At 41.5% G+C, this 24,916-nt stretch carries 21 protein-coding genes; 17 read left to right on the plus strand and 4 right to left on the minus strand.

The features are described 5' to 3' along the window. Positions 1-142 precede the first annotated feature (142 nt). Positions 143-826, minus strand: a complete 684-nt coding sequence (locus H562_RS0109375; protein WP_027377269.1) for a Sir2 family NAD-dependent protein deacetylase — start codon at positions 824-826, stop codon at positions 143-145. 93 nt (positions 827-919) lie between these two features. Here H562_RS0109375 and H562_RS0109380 point away from each other — a divergent pair, with 93 nt between their 5' ends. From H562_RS0109380 to H562_RS0109455, 16 genes are all read left to right on the plus strand, one after another. Beyond that, positions 920-1,444: a GNAT family N-acetyltransferase gene (locus tag H562_RS0109380; RefSeq protein WP_027377270.1), complete on the plus strand. Its 525-nt coding sequence runs from the start codon at positions 920-922 to the stop codon at positions 1,442-1,444. Positions 1,445-1,525: 81 nt separating this feature from the next. After that, complete coding sequence (gpmI, locus tag H562_RS0109385; protein WP_027377271.1) at positions 1,526-3,055, plus strand: 2,3-bisphosphoglycerate-independent phosphoglycerate mutase; 1,530 nt, start codon at positions 1,526-1,528, stop codon at positions 3,053-3,055. A 148-nt stretch (positions 3,056-3,203) separates the two neighbouring features. Continuing rightward, entirely contained in the window at positions 3,204-4,562 is a 1,359-nt protein-coding gene (locus H562_RS0109390) for a sensor histidine kinase (RefSeq protein ID WP_027377272.1), read from the plus strand. Between the two features lie 64 nt (positions 4,563-4,626). Further along, the gene (locus H562_RS0109395; RefSeq protein ID WP_027377273.1) at positions 4,627-5,286 is read left to right on the plus strand and encodes a LuxR C-terminal-related transcriptional regulator; all 660 of its coding nucleotides are present in this window, start codon (positions 4,627-4,629) and stop codon (positions 5,284-5,286) included. Between the two features lie 93 nt (positions 5,287-5,379). Then, the gene (locus H562_RS0109400; protein WP_027377274.1) at positions 5,380-7,326 is read left to right on the plus strand and encodes a tetratricopeptide repeat-containing sensor histidine kinase; all 1,947 of its coding nucleotides are present in this window, start codon (positions 5,380-5,382) and stop codon (positions 7,324-7,326) included. Between the two features lie 3 nt (positions 7,327-7,329). Further along, a complete protein-coding gene (locus H562_RS0109405) occupies positions 7,330-7,986 on the plus strand; it encodes a response regulator (protein ID WP_027377275.1) in 657 nt (218 codons plus the stop codon). A gap of 187 nt (positions 7,987-8,173) precedes the next feature. Then, positions 8,174-10,096: a hypothetical protein gene (locus H562_RS0109410; RefSeq protein WP_027377276.1), complete on the plus strand. Its 1,923-nt coding sequence runs from the start codon at positions 8,174-8,176 to the stop codon at positions 10,094-10,096. A gap of 312 nt (positions 10,097-10,408) precedes the next feature. Next, positions 10,409-11,386, plus strand: coding sequence for an acyl-ACP desaturase (locus H562_RS0109415; RefSeq protein ID WP_027377277.1), 978 nt, complete (start codon positions 10,409-10,411; stop codon positions 11,384-11,386). Positions 11,387-11,483: 97 nt separating this feature from the next. Then, a complete protein-coding gene (locus tag H562_RS0109420; protein ID WP_027377278.1) occupies positions 11,484-11,915 on the plus strand; it encodes a BT0820 family HAD-type phosphatase in 432 nt (143 codons plus the stop codon). Positions 11,916-11,972: 57 nt separating this feature from the next. Further along, positions 11,973-12,782: a type I methionyl aminopeptidase gene (gene map, locus H562_RS0109425; RefSeq protein WP_027377279.1), complete on the plus strand. Its 810-nt coding sequence runs from the start codon at positions 11,973-11,975 to the stop codon at positions 12,780-12,782. Continuing rightward, entirely contained in the window at positions 12,782-13,549 is a 768-nt protein-coding gene (locus tag H562_RS0109430) for a class I SAM-dependent methyltransferase (protein ID WP_027377280.1), read from the plus strand. Before map ends, H562_RS0109430 begins: the two co-directional genes overlap by 1 nt. 269 nt (positions 13,550-13,818) lie before the next feature. Next, positions 13,819-14,694: a GTPase Era gene (era, locus tag H562_RS0109435; protein WP_027377281.1), complete on the plus strand. Its 876-nt coding sequence runs from the start codon at positions 13,819-13,821 to the stop codon at positions 14,692-14,694. Positions 14,695-14,750: 56 nt separating this feature from the next. Continuing rightward, positions 14,751-15,179, plus strand: a complete 429-nt coding sequence (locus H562_RS0109440) for a DoxX family protein (protein WP_027377282.1) — start codon at positions 14,751-14,753, stop codon at positions 15,177-15,179. A gap of 160 nt (positions 15,180-15,339) precedes the next feature. After that, the gene (locus H562_RS14935) at positions 15,340-17,142 is read left to right on the plus strand and encodes a phospholipase D-like domain-containing protein (protein ID WP_051190466.1); all 1,803 of its coding nucleotides are present in this window, start codon (positions 15,340-15,342) and stop codon (positions 17,140-17,142) included. 654 nt (positions 17,143-17,796) lie between these two features. Then, positions 17,797-18,306 (plus strand): hypothetical protein, encoded by a 510-nt coding sequence (locus H562_RS0109450; protein ID WP_027377283.1) that lies wholly within the window; start codon positions 17,797-17,799, stop codon positions 18,304-18,306. A gap of 174 nt (positions 18,307-18,480) precedes the next feature. Further along, a complete protein-coding gene (locus tag H562_RS0109455) occupies positions 18,481-19,659 on the plus strand; it encodes an acyl-CoA dehydrogenase family protein (RefSeq protein WP_027377284.1) in 1,179 nt (392 codons plus the stop codon). Between the two features lie 39 nt (positions 19,660-19,698). Here the strand turns inward: H562_RS0109455 and H562_RS0109460 are convergent, their stop codons facing one another. From H562_RS0109460 to rsmG, 3 genes are all read right to left on the minus strand, one after another. Next, a complete protein-coding gene (locus H562_RS0109460) occupies positions 19,699-22,431 on the minus strand; it encodes a PD-(D/E)XK nuclease family protein (protein ID WP_027377285.1) in 2,733 nt (910 codons plus the stop codon). Positions 22,432-22,521: 90 nt separating this feature from the next. After that, entirely contained in the window at positions 22,522-22,938 is a 417-nt protein-coding gene (locus tag H562_RS0109465; protein WP_027377286.1) for a hypothetical protein, read from the minus strand. A 51-nt stretch (positions 22,939-22,989) separates the two neighbouring features. Beyond that, a complete protein-coding gene (gene rsmG / locus H562_RS0109470; RefSeq protein ID WP_027377287.1) occupies positions 22,990-23,625 on the minus strand; it encodes a 16S rRNA (guanine(527)-N(7))-methyltransferase RsmG in 636 nt (211 codons plus the stop codon). Positions 23,626-23,712: 87 nt separating this feature from the next. On the opposite strand from rsmG, the gene H562_RS0109475 reads away from it, so the two are divergent. After that, a complete protein-coding gene (locus H562_RS0109475) occupies positions 23,713-24,912 on the plus strand; it encodes a pyridoxal phosphate-dependent aminotransferase (protein WP_027377288.1) in 1,200 nt (399 codons plus the stop codon). The last annotated feature ends 4 nt before the right edge of the window (positions 24,913-24,916 follow it).

Here is a 24,916-nt window from a genome sequence, read left to right on the forward strand (position 1 = left end):
AAGGGTGTTTTCACTCTAGGAACCTTTGGTTTTTTAAGATAATTTTGCCCCTGTAAACGAACACAACAGATGAAAAAGATAAACCGGTTTTGTAATAAAATCGGTTTTTCTTTTATCAACATTCAGGATATCGGAATATTTTTCACATTTCATTTTTGAGAATTTCAGCCAGCTTACGCATTCCATCGGTGGCCGGTATTTTATAAAAATTGCTGTGGTGCACAAAATCATTTTCCAAATGCGGATCGATAAGATATACTTTGCATTTTTCAGGAATGTAATGTATCAGGCCGGCAGCCGGGTAGACCTGCATCGAGGTGCCGATGACAACAAAAAAATCTGCAGCCGCCGCAATTTCCACGGCGTTTTCCATCGCTGTCACATTTTCGCCAAACCAAACGATATGAGGTCTTAACTGTACACCTTCCGAATTCACATCGCCTAAATTCAAATCTTCAGTCCATGGAATGATTGCGTTTTCAGAATTTACAGCACGCGCCTTTTTTAGTTCGCCATGCAAATGCAGAACCTGCGAAGAACCGGCACGCTCGTGCAGATCATCTACATTTTGCGTGATAATTGCTACATCAAAATATCTTTCGAGGTCTGCAAGTAAAAAGTGCGCTTCATTGGGTTCCACATTTTTTAACTGGCGCCGGCGCGCATTATAAAAATCCAGTACAAGTTTTGGATTTCTGGCAAAGCCCTCAGGACTTGCTACATCTTCTATACGGTAATTTTCCCAGAGACCACCGGCGTCCCGAAAAGTTTTCACACCGCTTTCCGCGGAAATACCTGCGCCCGAAAGAACAACCAGCTTTTTCATAAATGCTTTTTTTAAAGATATAAAATCTACATTGAATGGAAAGACGCATCTTTCCTCATTTCTTTTTACATTTGAAAATAAAAAATAAAATAAATGCCTGTAGTCAATCCACAATATACTTTCCGAAAAGCAATATCTGCTGACAGATCCGCAATCTGGCAAGTCCTGCAGGATGCCATCGAGAGGCGGAAAAAAGATGGCAGTGACCAATGGCAGCAGGGTTATCCAAATCCAGGCACTGTGGCAAATGACATTGGAAACGGTTGGGGTTATGTTCTGGAAATCAACGGAAAGGTTGCCGCGTACGCCGCGGTCATTTTCGACGTGGAGCCCGCCTATGAAATCTTAGAAGGAAAATGGCTTACTCAGGACGAATATGTGGTGATACACCGTGTAGCGGTTGGTGATCAATTTGCAGGCAAAGGCCTCGCGACGCAACTTTTCCTAAATATCGAAAATTTAGCGTCAGACAAAAAACTATTCAGTATTCGGGTTGATACGAAATCTGACAATCTGGCTATGCTGAAAATTTTTAAAAATTTAAATTACACGTACTGCGGCGAAGTGTATTTTCACAACAGCGCCAGAAAAGCTTTTGAAAAAATCCTCGGTTCCTAGCACCTTGAGACCGTAAAATAGATTGACAGCACGGGAAAAGTCGTTTCAAATTACTAAATTTGTAAGACAAAATCTTACAAAATGTCTAAAAAAGCTATACTCGCAATTCTCGACGGATGGGGTCTGGGAACGGATCCCAAAGTTTCAGCAATCGCACAGGCACAGACGCCATTCATTGATTCCTGTCTGCAAAAATATCCACACTCCACACTTGAAGCCAGCGGTATTGCCGTGGGGCTGCCTTTTGGGCAAATGGGTAATTCGGAAGTCGGGCACATGAATCTTGGAGCGGGTAGAGTAGTTTATCAGAACCTGGTAAAGATCAATATGGCCGTGGAAAACGCCACGCTTGGCAAAGAAAATGTAATTACAGCTGCTTTCGACTACGCCATTAACAATAAAAAAAACATTCATTTTATCGGTTTGGTTTCCGATGGTGGCGTTCATTCCCACATCAATCATCTCAAAGGTCTGTTAACGGCAGCGCATGAAAATGGCCTGACCGACAATGTTTACGTTCACGCTTTTACCGATGGGCGCGACTGTGACCCACATTCCGGCGTAGGTTTTATGAAAGACCTTACAGAACACATGGATAAAACCACCGGCAAGCTTGCCACAATCATAGGACGGTATTACGCCATGGACCGCGATAAAAGGTGGGAACGCGTGAAGCTCGCGTATGATGCGATGGTTAATGGTATCGGCGAAGTCACACATGATCCGATAGCGACCATGGAAAAATGCTATAAGGATGGCATTACCGATGAATTTTTGCGCCCGATCATATGTCTGAAAGAAAGTAACTTACCAGTGATTAAGATTGATAACGGCGACGTGGTTTTTTGCTTCAACTTCCGTACAGACCGTGCCCGCGAGATTACCGAAGTCCTTACACAGCGCGAAATTCCCGAGTATGGCATGTCACCACTGGATCTATATTATGTAACAATGACCAATTTCGACAATAACTTTAAGAATGTAAAAGTTGTTTTTGATGAAGAAGTACTAAAGGAAACAATGGGCGAAGTCCTGGAAAAAAACGGCAAAACGCAGATCCGCGTGGCTGAAACCGAAAAGTATCCCCACGTGACATTCTTCTTTTCCGGTGGGCGTGAAGCGGAGTTCCACGGTGAGAGGCGGTTGCTATGCCCGAGCCCGAAAGATGTTCCTACCTACGATTTCAAACCGGAAATGTCAGCTTACGATATCACCGAAAAGATTCTGCCGGAAATCCAGAATGAAAGCGCCGACTTTATCTGCTTAAACTTTGCAAATACCGATATGGTAGGTCACACCGGAGTTTTTTCTGCCGCTGTAAAAGCTGCTGAAACCGTGGATAAATGCATAGAAAAAGTTGCAACGGCAGCTTACGGGCACGGTTACGCCGTATTTATTCTCGCAGATCACGGCAATTCCGATGTAATGATCAATGAAGATGGAAGTCCGAATACGCAGCACTCCACGAATTTAGTTCCGTTCATTGTGATGGATAAAGACAGAACCTGGAATGTAAAATCCGGCAAACTGGGCGATGTGGCACCAACGATATTAAATGTGATGGGCATCGAAATTCCGAAAATGATGACCGGTGATATTTTAGTGAGTTAAAAGTTTTAACTGCTGCACAATTTTTCTGATTAAAAGGAATGGTCTTTTCAGGCCATTCTTTTTTTATGACAAAAGCCGAAAGGACGCAATATTTCCTTACTTTTATGCAGCAAAAGAAAATAATGGCTAACCAATCCTGCTGATCTTTATGAACCTAGATACACCGCTCGTACTGATTCTGAATATTACGGTCATCATAATTCTTGTGGTTTTAATCCTGCCGACTTTACTGAACAAAAAGGAGCGGCTCAGCGTGCGGATCTCTTTCTCGGTTATCTTTCTGGTGGTGATTGTGAACTGTGCCGCAAATCTCATTATTTTTCATTTTGAAAATTACGAGCTCCTCGGTGCACTTTTCATCTCCATGTTCATTCCTTTTCTCTTTGGTCCCGCTGTGTATTTCTATGCGAAATGTGTGAACGGAGAATCTTTAAAAAAAGTTACACCACACTTTATAATTCCGGGAATCGCAGTAGTGCTCGGAATATTTTACAGTTTTTTGCCCCAACCGGAAAAAATAGAGATCATTTCGCAGATGGCTTCCGGGGATTACTGGCCTTATAACCTGCTGAATTCCCTGGCGCTCATAATTCCGTTACTGTATTTTTGGCGGGCAAAAGTTTGGCTAAAGAGATTCCATATAGATGAAAATGATACTTTTTATACGGTAAAAAACATCAATAAAAAGTGGGCAGATGAATTCGTGAATTACATGATTTTCAGTGTTTTTTCCTTCGCCCTTATTGTTATTGTAAGCACCTATATTTTACACGTTCCCCAAACGTATATGGATCTGATTGGCATGCCGCTGTATTTTCCTTTTCTATATACCATTGTCGCGGTCCGCAGTAATATGATTTCTAAAGAGCTGGAGTTTCAGTATGCGCTCTCGAGGTCTGAAAGTGAAACCAAATTAAATGAGCAGCGAATCAGTATTTCGCGTGACCTGCACGACAACATCGGTGCGTATGCAAACAGTCTGATTGCAAAGATCGATCACCTCGCTGGCAGGGAGAAATCACCGGATGCTGAACATTTGAAAGATATTAAAGAAAATGCCGAAACAATACTAAGCTTACTCAGACAGACGATCTGGGTTTTGAACAACAGCGAGATCAGTGTAGAATCATCTTTCGATTATATGAAGCAGTATGCAATGAAGACCTTTAAAAACACGCCTATTAAAGTACGTTTTCATGAAGAACTGGTAATTATCAGAACATTTGATGCAACTGATGCGAGCCATATTTTTAGAATTTTTCAGGAGGCGGCACAAAATATCATGAAACATTCCAACGCGACGAAAGCGCTTATCAGCATGGTGAGCACCGATAAATTCGAACTTACGATCGAGGATGACGGCGATGGTTTCGAACCCGGTAAGACCGCTATGGGTTATGGTACCCAGAATATGGAGGAACGCGCTTCAAAAATGGGAATGAGTTTCCACATCGCAAGTTCGCCGGCACGCGGCACAAAAGTCACGGTCACGAAATATTATGTTTAATTACGCTGTTTTGCGTATATCTTTTTTAAAATCTTCTCGATATTTTTGAGGAAAATTAGGCCACATGAAAATTGGAATTGTAGAGGATCATTTCATTAACCGAAAAATCATTAAGGAGAAAATTCTTCCCTTTGAAGATATCCATTTGGTTTTGGAAGCCGAGAATGGTGAGGATTTTTTTAAACGTATGGCTGAAATGTCGCCCGAAAACCATCCGCAGGTGGTCCTCATTGATCTGGAAATGCCGGTGCTCGATGGGTTGGCGACAATTTCGCTCTCTTCAATACGCTACCCGAAAGTAAAATTTATTGTGCTCACGATTTTCGAGGACAACGATAAGATCTTCGATGCGATCAAAGCAGGCGCAAGTGGCTATTTGCTCAAAGAAGATAAAGGTGTAAACATCATCGATGCGATTACAAATGTGATAGAGTATGACGGGATCCCCATGAGTCCCGCAATTGCAAGACGGGCTATGAAGTTGCTTAGCGCGACAGGTCCTGCGAGCCAGACCACCGAAAGTATGGATGATTACCACCTCAGTTCCCGCGAAATGCAGATCCTGAAAGAAATAGTGCGCGGAAACAATCCCGCAGAAATCGCGGAACTCCTTTTTATAAGTCCCAATACGGTGCGGACTCACGTAAATAATATCTACAAAAAACTGCACCTCAATTCCCGAAGTCAGGTCATAAAACTGGCACACAAAAACAACTGGCTCTAAGCCGAGTTGCAGAGCCTAACCGTTTCATTTACGTAAAGTTGCGTATTGTACTGTTTTCGCTTTATTTAGATTTTTACTTAAAATCATTCGGGTATGAGGCAATTTAAAAATCTACTTTTTAATGTTATTATTTCGCTTCTCTTCTTTTTAAGTTCACAATATCTTAATGGTCAAAATTTGCAGGAAGTAATCAGTACACTGAAATCTGAACTGACAAAAAACCCCGAGGAAAAAAGAAAAGCAGCAATATATTCGGACCTCACCTGGTATTATGCGAGCGTATCTGTAGATTCTGCACTGCAATATGGTAAGAAAGCAGTAGCTGCGACTCAAAAACTCAATGATTCTACAATGCTCGCCCAGATCTACAGCGATTTGGGTGCGGTGCATTTTCGGAACAATGATTTCAAAAATTCGGAGAAAAACTATCTTAAGTCTTATGAGCTCAGGAAACAGCTGCGAAATTATGCCGGCCTGGCAAAACTAAACAACAACCTGGCGTCGGTATATCAAAGCACTTTTCAGTACAAAAAAGCAATGACTATGTATCTGGAAGCTTTAAAATTTTTCGAAAACCAGAACGACCTTAAAAACGCAAACGCCACAAAAGCAAATATAGGTTTGCTTTTTGTTGATTTAAAGAACAATGGTCAGGCTATAAAATATATCAAGGAGGCGCTCCAGTTCTTTGAAAATGAAGAAAGAACGGTTGAAGTCGAAAATAAACTCTGCGAAAACTATCTTAATTTGGGTAAGGCTTATCAGATGGAGAAAGATTACAGCAGCGCCGAAAAATTTTATAATAAAAGCGCAGAGATCTGCAGCAAGGTAGGGAACAAGCAGGGTTTTGCCTTTTCGAAAAGAAATCTCGGCAACCTGAATACAATGACCAAAAAAAATTCCGCGGCAAAGGAAAACCTTAAAGTCTCCCAAATTGCCAGAAAAGAGTTCAATTCTAAGCTCGATTCCGAAAGCAACGATATTGATATTGCGCAAAACTTAATAGCGCAGGGCAATGAAACCGAAGCTAAAAGTATTTTACTGCGCATTCTTCCGATTTTTATTAAAGAAAAGTCAAAGGAAAATCTGCTGTCAACATATAAATTGCTTACCAATATCTATCACCAAACCAGGCAAACCGACAGTGCGGACTACTATTTCGAAAAGTATATCGCGCTGAATGACGACCTTGTAAATACCGATGTGAACAGGGAAACAGCGGAAATGGAGAAAAAATACCAAAGTCTGAAAAAGGACAATGAGATCCTGAGCCAGAAGTCAAAAATTTTCCGGACAAATGTGATTTTGTTTTCTCTTCTGGGAATTTTGCTGTTTGGATTTATTTATTACAAAAATTACCAGCACAAACAGAAAATTAAACTTCAGCAGGAGATTCTGCACCAGCAGGACTTGGCAACAAAAGCCGTGATGACCGCCGAAGACACCGAACGGAAACGTATGGCGACGCATTTGCACGACGGAATTGGTCAGTTGCTTACCGCTGCAAACATGAACATCAGTGTTATAACTGATTACAAAGATGATCCTGTGAATTTCGGCAAAGTACTGGAGAAAATCCGCGCAATCATGTCTGAGGCAATTTTAGATGTTCGCACACTTTCGCACCAGATCATGCCCAATATGCTCATTAAAAACAGTTTGGGCGATGCGCTGCGCGACCTGATTTCCAAAACAACTTCGCCAACCCTGCAGATCGACCTCAAAATGTCCGGCTTAAAGGATAGCTTAGACCAAAATATACAGATCGTGATGTACAGAATAATTCAGGAATGCATTAACAATACCATTAAACATGCCGATGCCAGTAAAGTTGAAATTGCAGTATTTCAGGAAAACGGTTTTATAGAAGCAATTTTTAAGGACAATGGTAAAGGTTTTAATCCTGCAAAGATCAGTTCGAAAAGCGACGGTTTAGGTCTGGATAATATAAAATCGAGGATCGAAATGTTGAAAGGCGAACTCCAAATCACCAGCAACGAAGGCCGGGGAACTACAATCGCAATGAAAATACCGGTATAGCACATGGGACACACTTTAGATATCGTTATTATTGATGATCACAATATTATTATTGAAGGTTTGGAAATGCTGTTAAGCTTCGAGAAAAATGTACGCATACTCCAAACTTATAATGATGCTTATGATTTTCTGGATGATTTGCGCAGCAAGAAAACAGTGCCCACAATAGTGCTGATGGATCTGGTTATGCCGACAATAAATGGTTTGGAAGCGGCCAGAATAATTAAAAAAGAATTTCCCGGCATCAAGATCATTATTCTCTCGATGAACTGCGAGGCAAAAGTAATTTATGAACTGATCGAAAAAATGGGTGTGGAAGGATATCTGTCGAAAAAGATCAGCCGCACCGAACTTTATACCGCGCTGCAGCAGGTTGACCGCGGTTATATTCATCTTTCTGAAGAAGCACAGGAAGCTTTGCACGGATTTCGTCAAAAGCTGATCAGTTACCCGGAAATAAAATTATCGTGCCGCGAAAAACAAATTGTAGAACACATGATCGCAGGTTTTACCAACAGGGAGATCTCTGCAAAGCTCTTCATAAGTGAAAGCACAGTGGAAACACACCGCAAAAATATTTACCGTAAAACCGAAGCGCACAGTCTGCCGAGGCTTATACAAATGGTTAATGAACTCGACCTGCTTAACGAACTGTTTTAATATAAGATCCTGTTTTAGTTTTAAAAAACATTCCTGCGCCTGAAAAAGTACCGGTATGGAAACAGCCGAGATGTACCGCTCCCAAATGGGAGCTTTTTTTATGAATAAACCCTGCTAAAAATACCCTCTTGCGGGTATAAAAATAAAATTACCACTTAATACATTTACAAAACATCTAAAAACACAAATGATGAAAAAAAACGCAGTAATAAAAATGGTGTTCGGTTTGTGCCTACTTGCGGGTGCGGCAATCCACGCACAACAGCCCGGACTTAATATCCTGGAAAAAGATTACGAAATTTCCCGAAAGGCCAAAAAAGGTTATCTGGGTGGAGTAGAAGCCACAACAGCTGGGGGTTTTGATATGGTTTATTTTCTGCCCTCATCCAGGCGAAAGGTGAAAATTGAAACCTATTCGTTCGACAAGGATGCCAATCTTACAAATACCAAAAAAGATGAGTGGGAAATTGAGAAGGCAAGGAAAAGGTATAAAGGACTCACTTACAAAGGCGATGTGCTGACCAAAAAAGCAATCTCGGTAAGTTCAAATCTGATGGGAAAAATGGTATACAAAAATCGGCTGGTCACTGCGAAATACAACTGGCTCGCTGGCGGCTACGTAAAAAAAGTAAAGATGCTCGACAAGCAAAAACTCGCCAATGCCAATGGCGATGAATATATTTTCGGTGGTGCCTATGAAGTGGAAAGAGACAGCGCGATTCTTGTGATGGGTTACCCCATGAACAGGGAAAAACCCGATATGACTAAATTGGATCTAATGAAAGTAGCCAACGACGGAACCATAAAAAATCTGGCCACGATCCCAACAGGTTCGCAGGTTAAACCTATTTTCTCCAGAGCTCTGCTTGATGATGACAGTAAAAACATTGATAATGATGACCTTCCGCGGGACTGGATCCTGATAATGAATGCGGCAAAAGGAAGCGGTGGAAATCCAAATGAAATGACGTATTTCCGGATTTCACCGGAAGGTACATTAAAGGAAAACTTTAAATTTACCGCGCCTATGGCAGGTTACCGCATCATCAATGCGTATGAGAAAAATGGCAGCGTAATTCTTTATGGTCTCGGGATCAAAAAAGAAGGTAAAACAACGGAAGAACTTTTGGGAATGTGCGTCTCGCCATCAAGTATGGACAGCGAGGAAATCGAACAGACAAAAACAACTGCCTCCACAACCGAAAAAATTTTAGGAAAGGTATCAGGACTTGGTGGACTGATTTCTTCTGCTAAGAAAACGGTAAACGTAATTTCCGGAAAAGAGGAAATGATGCCCAGCCAGGATGTTCTGGAAAACGCAATGGATGAGAAAAAATATACAGATTTCGTTATATGCCGGATCGCCGAAGGAAAATTGCAGTTTGCAGCTTCCACACCGATCGAAGAGTTGAACCAGAAAGCCGTTGCCGGACCGGATATGAAAAAACCACTGCAGTTCGATGGCCGAAAATTTAAAACCAATAACTTCCAGATCTTAAATGACGGATCAATGCTTTTGAGTTTCCAGGACTTTAAGAAAAATTCAGGGCCGAGTTTGGGTACAGGTAAATTCCTGAATACGCTTGCGGGAGTTTCAACATCCAGTACCGGTCCGAAATATGAGCGTGTCTACCAGGGACTTTATATGCTGCACTTTGCGCCCGACGGAAAGTTAAAGAAAAACTACACCGTTTTACTGGATCAGAAAAACAGGAAAGGCTTTTTCAACACCTCGCCAATGACTGCGGATAATTTCGAAGCCACAAGTTATGTTTTGCAGAGTAAAGACGGCAACTCCGTGAACTGGATCATAGAAATGGTAAAAGCGATTGACAAGGATGTAGATTTCGACAGTTACACGCATTTCGATGGCTCTTCAACCAACGTTACCACCACATCTTATTCGCCTTTTTACAGCATCGAATATGGCAAGCTTAACTTATCGGAAGGAAAATCATCGGAATTCCACACGCTGGGAGACTTAGAAAAGAAAAAATATTACCTGTATAACAAATACGACCGCCTGCAGATCGGTGAATTTACCTATTTCTTCAGCGAAACACCCAATGGTGACCGGCTGCTGGTTTCGCGAATGAATGTAAATGACTGAAAATCGTGTAATACATATCCTCATTAAACCAAGACATTTAAGATAATAAATTCTTTAAAGAATTTTATTTATGCTTACGACATAATGATTTCGGGTTATTTCAAATGTATGAAATGGTGCTAACTTTAAGATCAATGACAGAATGCCATTAAACTGTTTATCAGTTAGTTGTATGTGTTAATAATTTGATGCATCGCGAAATGTACGCCTATCAACAGAGGAATATTTTTCTCTGTTGTTTTTATTTTTGCTGATAATTATGCACCGTATAATAAATTTTAAATTATCTTTGTTCTATAAACCTAAACATACATGTACGATAAATTAGTGAGGCTGGAAGTAATGCGAAACCTGGGGAAAGAAGTTGACAGTTTCATCTCCTCGTATTTAACTCCGGTCGAAAAAATATGGCAACCTACTGACTTTCTGCCGGATCCGTCCTCTGAAGAATTTAAATATCAGGTTGATGAACTGCAGACTTTCGCCCGCGAAATGGATTATGACCTGTTCGTTACATTAATTGGGGACTGTATTACCGAAGAAGCATTGCCGACTTACGAATCCTGGCTGATGGGCGTTGACGGTGTAAACCAGGAAGAAACTTCCGGCTGGGCGCAGTGGATCAGAAGCTGGACTGCAGAAGAGAACCGCCACGGTGATCTTTTGAATAAATATCTTTACCTCTGCGGCCGTGTGAATATGCGCGAAATTGAAATAACGACGCAATATCTGATTCAGGATGGTTTGGATATTGGTACGACAATGGATCCTTACCGAAATTTCGTGTATACAAGTTTTCAGGAAACAGCAACAAATATTTCCCACAGAAGAGTAGGTTCACTTTCAAAACAGACCGGCAACACAAAACTCTCCCGGATGTGTGGTGTGATCGCGGCAGATGAAGCCCGCCATGCCAAAGCTTATAAGCATTTCGTTACGCGGATTTTTGAGCTTGACCCTTCGGAAATGATGCTCGCCTTCGAAGATATGATGCGTAAAAAAATCGTGATGCCTGCACACCTGATGCGCGAATCCGGACAAAAAGCCGGCGAACTCTGGTCGCATTTTTCCGATGCTGCCCAGCGTGCCATGGTTTACACAGGTTACGATTACATCAATATATTGAGTGAACTTCTGGAAGACTGGAAAATTGAACATATTACCGGTCTTAATGAAAAAGCGCAAAAAGCGCAGGAATACTTAATGAAACTACCCGGCAGACTGCAGAAAATTACTGACCGAATTGCCACGCCTGATTTGGACCACCAGTTCAAATGGATTAAATCCTGACACCAGATTATATTAAATTATAGTTTTTTCCAGAGCGGTTGATTTTTTTAACCGCTCTTTTATTTTCTTATCTTTGCAAAAATTGAATCACATAACGATGAACAGCAATAAAAAATTGGCCATAGACTTCGACGGAACGGTGGTCGACGACGCATATCCGGGTATTGGCAAGCCAAAAACCTTTGCCTTCGAAACCCTGCGGAAACTGCAGTCAGAAGGTTACCGTTTAATTCTGTGGACTTACCGCCACGGCAAAACTCTGGATGAAGCCGTAGAATTCTGCAAAAAAAACGGTGTTGAATTTTATGCTGTAAATTCAAGTTTTGAAGGTGAAATTTTCAATAACGCGGATGCTTCCCGAAAAATAGATGCCGATCTGTTCATTGACGACCGTAATCTCGGTGGTTTCCCGGGTTGGGGCGAAATTTACAACATCATCAAAGACCGGATCGAGTTTCGTGTAGAAGGTTCTGAAGTCCTTGCTTATTCGAAAATGAAAAAGGACAAAAAGAAAGGGCTGTTCTGGTAAGAGAGAAAGTTTCGATACAGACAAATAACATTCAATAATAAAACCACTTTTAAACAGATGATCATTTTAAAAACACTTGAGGAACTGCGGTTAATGAAAGAAAGTGCACAGCTTGTTTCCAAAACTTTGGGCATGCTTGCAAAAGAAATCAAACCGGGAATTTCTACATTGCATCTGGATAATCTGGGAGGTGAATTTATTCGTGATCATGGTGGCGAGCCTGCGTTTTTGGGCATGTATGGTTTCCCGAAAAATCTCTGCATTTCTCCAAATTCGGAAGTGGTGCACGGCATTCCGAACGACAAACCTCTTGAAGAAGGAGATATTCTTTCCGTGGACTGTGGCGTTTATATGAATGGATTTTACGGCGATCATGCATACTCATTTGAAGTGGGTGAGGTTGCGCCGGAAACCAAAAAGCTTTTAAAAGTAACAAAAGAAGCTCTTTATAAAGGAATTGCACAATGTGTACGCGGCAAAAGGGTAGGAGACATTTCCCATGCCATTCAGGAACATTGCGAAAAGCATGGTTACGGCGTTGTACGTGAACTGGTTGGCCACGGCCTCGGCAGAAAAATGCATGAGGATCCACAGGTTCCCAACTATGGCAGGAAAGGAAGCGGAAAAGTTTTAAAAGACGGAATTGTGCTCGCCATCGAACCCATGGTTAATTTGGGGACTGAAAAAGTTAAGTTCCACAGCGACGGCTGGACGGTAACTTCCGCCGACAACTCGCCTTCCGCACATTTTGAACACGATGTCTGCATTATCGGCGGAAAGCCGGTCCTGCTCTCGACTTACCAATATATTTACGATGCTTTGGGCATATCAAGCGACGAGGAAAAGCCGTTTACGCTGGATTTCTGATGAAGAGTCTGACTAAATTCCTTTTAAATAAAATTCCACGGCCATTGCTGATCAAGGCCAGTATCTGGGCCCGCCCTTTAATCGTACAGTTTTTCCGCGGCAACAGATTCACAGATCCCATCGACGGTAAATCCTACCGCAAGTTTTTGCCTTACGGCTACGGCAAACAGCGGGAAAACGCACTTTCGCCCGGCACACTGAGTTTAGAAAGACACCGCCAAATGTGGCTTTATCTTCAAAAAGAAACCGAATTCTTTACCAAAAAACAGAAAGTCCTGCATATTGCGCCGGAACAGGAATTTTTCCGGAGATTCCGGAGGATGAAGAATCTGGAATATATTTCTGCGGACCTTTATTCACCGCTCGTTGATGTGAAAGCGGATATTTTGGATCTTCCTTTTGATGATGAGAGTTTCGACATTGTTTTTTGTAATCATGTGCTGGAACATATTGATGATGACCGCAAAGCAATGCGTGAACTTTATCGGGTAATGCGGAAAGGCGGCTGGGGAATCCTTCAGGTTCCGTTAAAAAACACGCTGGAGAAAAGTTATGAGGATTCTTCCATTAAAGATCCAAAAGAAAGGCAGAAACATTTTGGGCAGTATGATCACGTGCGCTGGTATGGTATGGATTATTTTCAGCGGCTTCATGAAACAGGTTTTGAAGTCGACATCAACTATTACTCAAGGAATTTCTCCGCCGCAGACCGACTCAAATATGGACTTCTTGAAAATGAGATTCTCCCGGTTGTTTTTAAAAAGTAAGGCATTTTTCTGCTTTAAAAGTAAACTTAGCTGTTTGCGGGATTTCTAACAAAAAAGACTGCAGTTTAGTCCTTCAGAACAATCACAAAAAATCCGCTCACTAACGGTGTTTGCAGCGGGTATATATTTTTAAAAATATTCCGTTTTATATATAACGGGAAAACCCTTAAATAAAAACGCCGGATTTACGCGGACAGCAATGTTTCACTACCTTTGCAGGAATTGGCGCTTTGTAAAAGCTGACGCCATTAAAAATAAAAAAAAACAGAATGCATAAAGCAGGATTTGTAAATATTGTAGGAAAGCCGAATGCCGGTAAATCCACACTCCTAAACCAACTGATGGGCGAGAAACTCGCGATCGTAACGCAGAAAGCGCAAACTACACGCCACCGTATTTTTGGGATTTATAATGAAGAAGATCTGCAGATCGTATTTTCCGATACACCAGGTGTCCTGGATCCGAAATATGGTCTGCAGGAAAAAATGATGGATTTTGTGAAGGATTCTTTGCAGGATGCAGATGTATTTCTGTTCATTGTGGATATTCTGGACAAAACCGAACCCTTTGACTTTCTGGTAGAAAAGCTCAACAAAATTCCGGTTCCTGTTCTTATCCTTGTGAATAAAATTGACCAGTCGAATCAGGAGGATTTGGAAAAAGTGATGGAGTTGTGGCATGAGCGAATTCCCAAGGCAGAGATACTGCCGATTTCTGCGTTGAAAGGTTTTAATACCGACATTATTTTACCGAAATTAAAATCACTGTTGCCGGAAAACCCGCCTTATTACGATAAAGATCAGTATACCGATAAGCCGGAGCGTTTTTTTGTTAACGAAACCGTACGCGAGAAAATCCTGTTAAACTACGAAAAAGAGATTCCTTATTCTGTAGAGGTCGTCACCGAGCAGTTCAAGGAAAATGAGGGTATAATCTTCATCGATGCTGTGATTTATGTAGAACGTGACACCCAGAAAGGTATTATTATCGGTCACAAAGGCGAGGCGATCAAAAAAGTAGGCACAGAAGCAAGATTGGATCTAGAGAAATTTTTCTCGAAAAAAATCCATCTCAACCTCTTTGTAAAGGTGAAAAAAGACTGGCGCAAAAATGACCGCGACCTGAAAAATTTCGGTTACCGCTAGAAAACCCACTTTTCCCAAAAAAAAGACTATTGTTTCATTTGAATAAAAATTAATTCATGAATTATTTCACTTCAACAAAAAGCAATCCTCTCATTGTTGATATCGTACTGCTTGCAATCCGTATTTTTGTAGGTTTTGCTATGCTTTCGCATGGTTTCCCAAAGCTGCAGATGCTGTTTTCGGGTGATGAGATCAAGTTCTTCAGTTTCCTGGGGATGGGCGCCAAGACATCTTTAGTCCTCACTATTTTTGCCGAATTTGTCTGCTCTATTTTTATAATATTGGGATTGTTTACACGTGCCGCAGTTTTCTTTTTGGTAGTAGCCATGGGCGTTGCCGGACTTTTCGTACACAGCGCAGATCCTTTTGCAAAACGCGAGCTCAGTTTGCTCTATCTGTCGGTTTACCTGATGATCTTTGCTATGGGACCCGGCAGATATTCAATTGACCAGATGATCAGCCGCCGACGCGAGTCCCGCTGGTGACAGTCCCGGTTCATGGGTTTTCATATATAAGCCGTGCAGTTTTTGTGCGGCTTTTTTGTTAAGTTTAATGCCAATATTTTAGAAAAATACCGTGTTTACGCCTGAAATTTTTTACTGGAAAACTTATAATTTTATTTCTTTAAAGTAAAATCCGGAAACGATGGAAATATTTAAAACAAGAAATGGTGTGAGCGTCCGTGCCTATCAGGGAGATGCAATTACGCTGTTGGCCTTCGATGTTAAACCCGTACTGACGACAGGTTTAGCAGGATTCACAATTTCTTACAAGTGCAAACAGACCGGAACAGCCGACCAATTTCTTTATAACCGCCTGACCTTCAGCCAGGATTTTATGCTTAAAAATGCTATTCCGCAGAATGACAAAAACTCCACGCTGTATTCTCCGATTCAGAAATTTAACTGGGTTCACATACCGAACACTGATGTGGCCACACGTAAAGCCATTTTCGGCGATTACATTTATACCGTCACGCCAAGATACATCATCAACGGAATTTTCCAACCAATAAATGAAGATCTTTCTGTTACGCTTGAAATACCGGTAAAGCCATACATCGAGAAAAATGCTATAATTGCTTTTACGCGGGGATTTGTTTCTTCGGTTGCCTATGCCACGCGCTTTAGCAGAACGAATAATTCGGTCCGGCCAAAAATCAACGATTCGCTTACTTTTGACATAAAACAGACAGCCGGCTCCGCGAAACGCTGGAACAGTACAAAACACCGCTACGAAATGGTTCCATACTCCTTTGAAGAACAACATGAATGGCTCGGTTGGCAGGCGAGGAGCAGGGTGGTGGAGTTTCTGGATGAAATTATCAATGATAAAAAACTAAGTTTAAAGGTTTTGGCTTTCGATCTTGATGAGCCGGAGATCTGCAAAAGATTACTGCATTTGGCACAGCAAAACCGCCTCATGATGATACTCGACGACTCAAAAAGCCATACTGAAAGCAAAGCCTGGGAAACAGTTTTTGAAAGCGAATTTTTAAAATCGGGCCACGCCGAAATGTTGAAACGCGGTCATTTCAGCGCGCTGGCGCACTGCAAAATTATGATTCAAATGAAAGGCGCGACGCCAAAAAAAGTGCTCACGGGCTCAGCAAATTTCTCTACAAACGGACTGTATGTAAACAGCAATCATATCATCATTTTTAAAAACTTAAAAATAGGAAAACTGTATTCAGACCTGTTTGATACTTCTTTTGGGCCCGAAAATATGAAAAATTTTAAAGGCAGCACGTGTTCAGCCGACGATCACAACGTGCTAAAAACCGTGACTTCACCAAAAATGACAGTTACTTTTGCCCCTCATAAAAAGGAGGACGCTGAGCGTATTTTTTCCAGAATAAGTGCTGTGCTCGAAAAAGACGACACTACAGATATACTTTTTGCCGTGATGAACGACCGAAGTGCAGGAAGTATTTTAGCCTCCCTGCGAAAGCAGATCGCCAATGAAAACGTCTTTAGTTACGGCATCACCGACACCATCGGTAAAAATGACGCCGATTTCGGGATTTTTCTGTATAAACCTAACTCCAAAAAAGGTATCAGGGTTGCTGCGCACGGCATTGAAAATAATTTACCCGAACCTTTTGGATCTGTTCCCGGTGTCGATGGATATGCAATTCATCATAAATTTATCGTAGTAAACTTCAAAGGAAAGAATCCGGTCGTTTACTGTGGAAGCAGTAATCTGGCATTTGGCCCCGAGCAGAAAAATGGTGACAATCTGCTGGAAATCTCTGATAAAGACGTCGTTACAGCCTTCGCCATTGAAGCGCTGCGCCTTGTAGACCATTTTCACTGGAGAAATACGGGATTAAAAAGCACAGAACCCCTGGCACTCGACGAGCTGCGGGGAAATAAAAAATGGTCTGATTCCTGGCTTCGCGAAGGCGATCTGAAATGCAGGCAACGGCAGCTTTATATCCGAAAATAATTTTTTTATTAAGGATTTTCAGTTTTTGAAGATCTGCTCAGCAAAATCCTGTTATAGTTTTTGGACCTGAGCAGTCATCGCAAACGTTTTATTTCAAAACAGCTGATACATCTTTAAAACATGGCGTAGAAATATAATGTTGCCTATACAAATCTCTAAACCAGACTGATTCTTAAAAGGTAAAGGTTGAACTAAAGAAACATTGTTGCAAGATTTCACCCTCATATTTTAAAGCGGGGTTTCCGGAATAAACACCGATGACAGGAAAAAAGAGTTATTCCATATAAACTTAGAAATCACTAGAAATACCTAAATCCTAAGCACCAATGCAAATACAAATACGAACCCAATTTAACATAATATAAATTATAGGACTTTTTTTGTGCCGCATATTTTGCATTAATTATTACTTAGATCTTCGTTACGGTTGAAGAATTTAACTTTATGAAACGGTTAACCATACAACACTATTTGCCTTCTCGGATTTCATCAACTCAATCTAAGGATTTCCGATATTTTTCCTCCCCAAAAATGGCGACCCGCAGAAAACTTCAGTATTTCCTTTCTCAGCTGCTGTATCTCTTAGAATTCCGCCTATAAACTTTCAGCGAAATTTCACTAAATTTGGATTCATCATTAAAAAAACAATATTCTATGAGAAATGTCTTATTCGCCGGCGCTTTACTTTTTACATTTTGCAGTTGCGAAAAGAAAATTACCGAAACACCTTCTGCAGAACGGGCCGACAGCGTTGTAGTAGTTCCGGAAACCAACGAACCCATCGAATCTTCGACTGTACAAAGCTGTTACGCGGGCAACACCGGCAAAGATTCGGTGTTTATTTCGCTGGAAGATAATTTGGGGACACTAACCGGAAAAATGCGCTACAAAAATTTCGAAAAAGACAGCTCTTCAGGTGATATTATCGGCACAAAAAATGGCGATACTTTGAAACTGACCTATAACTTTACAGCGGAAGGCACAAAATCTGAGCGCGAAATTTATTTCCTTTTAAAGGACGGGAAAATTACTGAAGGAATTGGTGACCATAAAACCGAAGGAATGCAGGATTTCTACGCAAATCCATCTCAGTTAAAATACGAGGGAAATTCATTAAGCCCCGTTGACTGCACAGATTTTACCAGGAATTTTTCGTCCAAATAATTCCATTCTTTACTTTTATTTTAATACAGAAATTCAGCATTATATTTCTATGGATTTTTTGTGAACCGAAAACCGCTGTGCAGATTTTTTATAACGGAACGACATATTATTTTTTATTTTAAAAATTTCGCCATCCTTTGAAAAAATCCTAATTTTAGCAAAAACTTAAAAACAATGTCATACTACCCTCTTACAACTATTCCGGATTATTTTTCAATGGACGATCTACTGACCGAAGAGCATAAATTAATCCGGCAGTCTGTTCGCGATTGGGTAGAAAGTTTCGTCATGCCAAAGATCGATGAAGCTGCACAGAATCATACCGACATTCCGAATCTGATGCAGGAATTGGGAAAAATCGGTGCGTTGGGACCCTATATCCCGGAAGAATATGGCGGCGCAGGTCTTGACCAGATTTCCTATGGGCTTATCATGCAGGAACTTGAGCGCGGCGATTCAGCAGTTCGTTCGGCAGCCTCAGTACAAAGCTCCCTGGTCATGTTTCCTATTAATGAATTCGGATCCGAAGAACAGAAAAGAAAATACCTGCCGAAACTGGCCACCGGCGAACTGATCGGATCTTTTGGCCTTACCGAACCTAATCACGGGTCTGATCCGGGTTCAATGGAAACACACTTCGAGGACAAAGGTGACCATTATCTTCTGAACGGTGCAAAAATGTGGATTACAAACGCACCGGTGTGCGATATTGCCATTGTATGGGGAAAAAATGAATCCGGAAAAGTGCAGGGACTTATTGTGGAGCGAGCGTTCGAAGGATTTACTACGCCGGAAACGCACCACAAATGGAGTCTCCGCGCTTCGAAAACCGGTGAGCTGGTTTTCAATAATGTGAAAGTTCCTAAAGAAAATCTGCTGCCTAATGTGACTGGACTAAAAGGACCGTTATCCTGTCTGAACTCTGCACGCTACGGCATTTCCTGGGGAGTAATCGGCGCGGCCGTGGACTGCTACTGTACAGCTGTGCAATATGCAAAGGAAAGAAAACAGTTTGGCAAACCCATCGCGTCGTTCCAGTTGCAACAGAAAAAACTGGCCGAATTTTTAACAGAAATAACCAAAGCTCAGCTGCTTTGTCTGCAGCTTGGTAATCTTAAAAACAACCACAAAGCGACGCCTGCTCAAATCTCAATGGCCAAAAGAAATAATGTGAAAATGGCGATTGATATTGCACGCGAGTCGCGGCAAATTCTCGGTGGAATGGGAATTATGGGTGAATTCCCGATGATGCGCCATGCGGCAAATCTGGAATCTGTAATTACATACGAAGGTACACACGACGTACACCTGCTCATCACCGGGATGGATATTACCGGCATCAATGCTTTTTAATAAATAACTGTAAAACCTTTAATTTTTTTAAAGGTTTTTTTAGCTTTCCCACGATATTTTTACCTGTTCAACAAAGTCGGTTTCAGGATCCAGAATTTCTGTCATGAGGTTTTTTATTGATTTCATCGGCGTTTCTAAAAGCGAAAGTGAAATCTGATCTTCGCCAAAAATTTGAAGGTTCTGTACGCCTTTATTTACTTCTGCAAAACTCCAGATTCCGCACTGTACAAAGTTGTCGGGTAAATTATCTGAACTCAGAACGGAATAGGCATATATTGAAAGCTGCATTGCCTGCTTATAATCTTCGCGGAAGAATAATTTTTCCAGTTTTTCTTCATCTTCCGGTTTTTTTGGTGCGGCAATAATCAGATTTTTGGTTTTGGCTGTTTTAAAATCAATGATGCGCAGTTGGCCATTGAGTCGGTCAATTCTATCTATAAAACCGTAGAATGAGACTTTGTCGCTTCTGTCGGAATCCAGGTAAAATTCAATGCCTTCAAAGTTACCTTCAACACTCACAATTTCCAGCGAGTTTCCTTTAGCAATCAGATTGCGGTCATATTCCAAAACACTGCGCACTACTCTTTCGGCAATGGATTTGTGAATAAAATTCATACCTCTTTCGTAGAATTCCAACTGATGCTGCAGCTTATCCACCGCCACGTTTATAGCTTCGTTCGGCGCTTCAGGTGACAGCGATAAATCCTTAGCCGATAATACTTTACCGGTAAACTTTTCATAGATATGTTGTAATGCGTAATGTACGAGATTACCGTAACTTCTCTGCGAAAGTTCCTCTTCGATCTCGCCTGTTTCTCTTGTATTCAGAATTTTTGAAAGATAGAAATCAATCGGATTATAAAGATAGGACGCAAGGTGGGAAGCTGAAACGCGGTTTTTCCAAAGGTTAAGTTTTTCCAGTACCGCCTCTGTTTTTTCGATCTGCACCGCTTCTTCACTTATCGGATGCGAGGAGTTTTCAACTATAATATTTTCGATCTGATGGTGTTTGTCCTCAATTTCAAGCTGTGTAATAAAGCGGCTTTTTTCACCGGTATTTACGCCGGAACCCAGCGCGTTGAAAAGCAGGTGTATATTCTTTGCATCCTGCAGCAGCCGGTAGAAATGGTACGCATAAATACTGTCGTTCTCCAAAAAAGTGTGCAGGTCAAAATGACGGCGTACATCAAAAGGAAGGTAAGTATTCTGTGAATTCCCCAGCGGAAGTTTCCCTTCATTGGCCGAGAGCAGAATGATATTTTCGAAGTTTAGAAGTCGCGTTTCAAGCAAGCCCATAACCTGTAATCCCTGAACGGGTTCACCTTGAAAGTCAATGGCTTCGGAGTTCACCAGCTGATTGATAAGCACTTCGAGAGTTTCCATCTTAACGGGAAAAGAGTACGGCAATATCTGCGCTTTAATGATTTTAAAACTTTTTTCGAAATGGGAAATATTTTCAAACAGGATATCATCTAAATCCGTGAATTTCAACTGATAACAGTAATCAATAAGCAAATCTAAAAAGGCTGTAACCGATTTTTGCTTCTGCAGCAGTTGAAAATATGAAAGGTCTTCTAAATATTCTGCCAACAGCTTTTTGCTGATGTATACGATGTTACGCTCCTCGATCTTAATTTTAAATGAAGAAATAATCTGCAGATCTGCGGCGCTGTTTGGCAGCTCTTCAATTACTGATAGCACATCATTATAGTAATACGAACTGTCCTTTTTCTCGAGTTGTTTTTGGAGGTAGAAAAGCTTTTTAACTGCATTGCTGAACGCAAGGTTTTTGAGCGGAAAACCCATGGTAATATTCAGGTGTTCAACTCCGCTTAGGGAATCTAAACTTGCGGGCAACAGGTTTTCATCAAGCAAAATGACTGCGGTGTGCGAAAAATCTTTATCAGCGGTTTCATTTAGGATTTCCGGCAGTACTTTAGTTTGGGTAACATTTCCTGAAACCTCGTAAACCTTGACTGTTTTTGGCTGTGCAAAGTCCTCTTCGGTCCACTGAAAAATACGGCTCTCATTAAATTCTTTCCATGTTTGATGCTTACGCAGAAATTTTCCGGCTTCCTGCCGCTCATCATTTACATAATACGAATCGGCCTGAAAAAAACACTGCGCTTTATCCCACTGCAAAAGATTCTTCACAAGTTTCTCCTCCACCGGCGTGAAGGCATTGAAGCCGCAGAAAACAAACTGCCGCGTTGTTTCTCTTGCGAAATCTTCAATTTTGTTTTTTGCTGTTTCGTGGATCATTCCTGTGGTCGCCCAAGATTTTTCGTTTAGTTTCTGTTTTAAAAGCGGCAAAAACATATTCATTTTTTGCCAGAAATTAAGGAATCTACGTCGTGGTGTATCTTCGGAATCGCCCAGATTTTCCGACCAGTTTTTAATGCGTTCTTCATCGAACATATACTCCAGGACCGCGGTGTCGCTTTCCGAAAACTTCAAAATATCATCCCAGTCCTTAAGTAAAGTGGGGAACCATTTCAGGAACTGCGCGAAATCTTCATCGGGCTGAATTTCGCGGTAAAGATCGTAGGCGAAAAGCCACAGAGAAATTCCCTGCACGGCTTGCTTTCCGGAGAGATCGCGGATCAGGTCTTCAACAGTAAGAAAAGCCGGCAGAAAACCCGAATAATTTTTCTGTTTCAGGATTTGCTTAATGAAAACAATGGGCCGCTTACCCGGCAACACAATATCAAATACGGAAAGATCCGGATTTTGGGCGAGCAGTTCAGTGATGATTTTGTTGAGAAACTTCATGATTTATTAAAAATGAAAAATAAGAAAATTAAACCAAAAATCCCGGAAAAACTACCTGTTCTTCCGGGACTTTTTAAAGTTAAAGCGTTCTTAATGCACTTCAATAATTTTTTCGAGCCACTGATCCTGACCGGCAGAATCTGTTCCGTTCCAAAACCGAAATTTATAGGTTCCCACTTCCTGAGGTCTGAAATTAATCTGAGACGCCCGGGTAACCGGTTCGCCACAAGCCGCTGTGGTATTGAATTTATAGGAAACTACCTGTCGCTCGAGCGGTTCCGTATGCAGGTAATCATAACCAAAAAAGCCTTCGCAGTTTGAGGAATAGTTGGAGTAGGTCTTAATGGTTTGCGTAGTAAAAACATCCATTGAATATTGCGCAACTTTTACACTGTCGATTTTTACAGCTTCGGTTGTTTTTATCTGGTCGCCCTCTTCACGGTCGTTACAGCTCACTGCGATCATTAAGAATAACAATGGCAGACAAAAAAATAAAAGTTTTTTCATGATCCAAATTTTTTATAAGAACGCTAACGATAACCGCTTTATTATACGGAATCAGGAAATGAAATTTCCTTTAGATAAATATACTACTTTTTTAGTTTCGAAAAATTCACCATCGAAATAATTCTGAAGATTAAATATTTCAGTTTTCAAACCTTTCAGCTCATCTGTTAAATCACCGCCTTTCAGGTACAGAACGCCATTGTGTCTGCTGTTAAACTGCTCTTTCTCGAATTTGCCCCGCAGCCATCGCAGAAACACTGGCATCTGGGTAACCGCACGGCTTACCACAAAATGAAAACGCTCTTTCAAATCTTCGGCGCGACCGTGAATTGCTGTCACATTCTGCAGACCTAACGCGGTAGAAACTTCTTTAACCACGGTTATTTTTTTTCCGATAGAATCAATAAGCGTAAAATGTGCTTCCGGGAAAAGGATCGCCAGCGGAATACCGGGAAAACCGCCACCTGTGCCGATGTCCAACACTTTGGTTTGTGGTGCAAAAGCCATTACTTTCGCGATTCCCAATGAATGGAGAATATGTTTTTCGTAAAGTGAATCCATATCCTTCCGGGAAATCACATTTATCTTCTTATTCCAGTCCGCGTAAAGATCAGCCAGCTGCTCAAACTGCTGGATTTGGTTTTCGGTAAGTTCAGGGAAATAGGTCTGAATAAGAGAAACTGACATAGAATAAATTTAATTTCACAAATTTAAAGAAACAAGTTCATTAACTCTGAAGAAAAAATTTATCTTTGAAAATCTTTATAAAATAATATGGAAAAATATGCTGAACGCCTTCGCAGACTCAGTTTTTCGCAGACTTTTGTGATGAGCAACAAGGTTCGGGAAATGAAGGCAAACGGTCTGGATGTCATCAGTCTGACTTTGGGTGAACCCGATTTTGATGTGCCACGAAACATTAAAAAAGCCGCTTTCGAAGCTATTGAAAACAACTTCAGCCACTACTCGCCCGTTCCCGGATTTCTCGATCTGAGGCAGGCGATTTGTGATAAACTGAAACGCGACAATAATTTGGAATATGAGCCAAAGCAAATCTGCGTTTCAAACGGTGCAAAGCACGCAATCATCAACGTACTCTCTTCTATAATAAACGACGGTGACGAGGTGATTTTGCCGGCGCCCTATTGGGTGAGCTATGATGAAATGGTAAAAATGATGGGCGGCAAATCAGTTTTCATCGAGACATCCATTGAAACTGATTTTAAGATGACTGCTGAAGAGTTGGAAAAGGCGATCACCCCGAAGACAAAAGCCATATTGTACAGTTCGCCGTGTAATCCGTCCGGGAGTTATTACCGCTATGAGGAACTGGAGCAGATCGCAAGCGTGGTTGCAAGATATCCGCAGATTACAATTATTTCAGACGAAATTTATGAATATATAAATTACGGCGGCAAGCATACTTCTATCGCGGAATTTCCGCAGGTTTATGAGCAGACCGCAGTCATCAACGGAATGTCGAAGGCTTTTGCCATGACCGGCTGGCGTATCGGCTATTCGGCGTGCCCGGTTTGGCTGGCAGAAGGTTGCGAAAAAATTCAGGGCCAGATGACGAGCGGCGCAAACACAATGGCGCAAAAAGCTTCTATTACGGCACTTCAGACCGACTACAGCGAATACCGGTATATGATCGAAGCGTTTCGTAAACGGCGTGATCTGGTCTACGGACTGATGAAGGAAATCCCCGGCTTTAAAGTGAACTATCCGGAAGCCGCCTTTTATTTCTTCCCCGACATTTCGTTCTACCTCGGTAAAACGCTGAATGGAATTCCCATAAAAGATGCTGATGATTTTGCGATGTTCCTTCTGGATTTCGCGCTGGTAGGAAGCGTTGGCGGGGTGTCGTTCGGTAATGCAGAATGTATTCGTTTTTCGTATGCCGCCTCTGAGCGCGAACTTACCGAGGCTATGAAAAGGATTAAAGAATGCCTGGAAAACGCGGTTATTTCCTAATTTT

Source organism: Kaistella palustris DSM 21579, from assembly GCF_000422265.1.
Classification (GTDB): Bacteria; Bacteroidota; Bacteroidia; order Flavobacteriales; family Weeksellaceae; genus Kaistella; species Kaistella palustris.

Excerpts from the sequence above, each read along its gene's own strand:
- H562_RS0109420 (WP_027377278.1), top strand. The coding sequence starts at position 11,484 with ATGAACAGCAATAAAAAATTGGCCATAGACTTCGACGGAACGGTGGTC.
- H562_RS0109430 (WP_027377280.1), top strand. The coding sequence starts at position 12,782 with ATGAAGAGTCTGACTAAATTCCTTTTAAATAAAATTCCACGGCCATTG.
- rsmG (WP_027377287.1), bottom strand. The coding sequence starts at position 23,625 with ATGTCAGTTTCTCTTATTCAGACCTATTTCCCTGAACTTACCGAAAAC.
- H562_RS0109455 (WP_027377284.1), top strand. The coding sequence starts at position 18,481 with ATGTCATACTACCCTCTTACAACTATTCCGGATTATTTTTCAATGGAC.
- H562_RS0109450 (WP_027377283.1), top strand. The coding sequence starts at position 17,797 with ATGAGAAATGTCTTATTCGCCGGCGCTTTACTTTTTACATTTTGCAGT.
- H562_RS0109415 (WP_027377277.1), top strand. The coding sequence starts at position 10,409 with ATGTACGATAAATTAGTGAGGCTGGAAGTAATGCGAAACCTGGGGAAA.
- H562_RS0109460 (WP_027377285.1), bottom strand. The coding sequence starts at position 22,431 with ATGAAGTTTCTCAACAAAATCATCACTGAACTGCTCGCCCAAAATCCG.
- era (WP_027377281.1), top strand. The coding sequence starts at position 13,819 with ATGCATAAAGCAGGATTTGTAAATATTGTAGGAAAGCCGAATGCCGGT.
- gpmI (WP_027377271.1), top strand. The coding sequence starts at position 1,526 with ATGTCTAAAAAAGCTATACTCGCAATTCTCGACGGATGGGGTCTGGGA.
- H562_RS0109390 (WP_027377272.1), top strand. The coding sequence starts at position 3,204 with ATGAACCTAGATACACCGCTCGTACTGATTCTGAATATTACGGTCATC.
- H562_RS0109440 (WP_027377282.1), top strand. The coding sequence starts at position 14,751 with ATGAATTATTTCACTTCAACAAAAAGCAATCCTCTCATTGTTGATATC.
- H562_RS0109465 (WP_027377286.1), bottom strand. The coding sequence starts at position 22,938 with ATGAAAAAACTTTTATTTTTTTGTCTGCCATTGTTATTCTTAATGATC.
- H562_RS0109410 (WP_027377276.1), top strand. The coding sequence starts at position 8,174 with ATGATGAAAAAAAACGCAGTAATAAAAATGGTGTTCGGTTTGTGCCTA.
- H562_RS0109395 (WP_027377273.1), top strand. The coding sequence starts at position 4,627 with ATGAAAATTGGAATTGTAGAGGATCATTTCATTAACCGAAAAATCATT.
- H562_RS0109400 (WP_027377274.1), top strand. The coding sequence starts at position 5,380 with ATGAGGCAATTTAAAAATCTACTTTTTAATGTTATTATTTCGCTTCTC.
- H562_RS0109405 (WP_027377275.1), top strand. The coding sequence starts at position 7,330 with ATGGGACACACTTTAGATATCGTTATTATTGATGATCACAATATTATT.
- H562_RS0109475 (WP_027377288.1), top strand. The coding sequence starts at position 23,713 with ATGGAAAAATATGCTGAACGCCTTCGCAGACTCAGTTTTTCGCAGACT.
- map (WP_027377279.1), top strand. The coding sequence starts at position 11,973 with ATGATCATTTTAAAAACACTTGAGGAACTGCGGTTAATGAAAGAAAGT.
- H562_RS14935 (WP_051190466.1), top strand. The coding sequence starts at position 15,340 with ATGGAAATATTTAAAACAAGAAATGGTGTGAGCGTCCGTGCCTATCAG.
- H562_RS0109380 (WP_027377270.1), top strand. The coding sequence starts at position 920 with ATGCCTGTAGTCAATCCACAATATACTTTCCGAAAAGCAATATCTGCT.
- H562_RS0109375 (WP_027377269.1), bottom strand. The coding sequence starts at position 826 with ATGAAAAAGCTGGTTGTTCTTTCGGGCGCAGGTATTTCCGCGGAAAGC.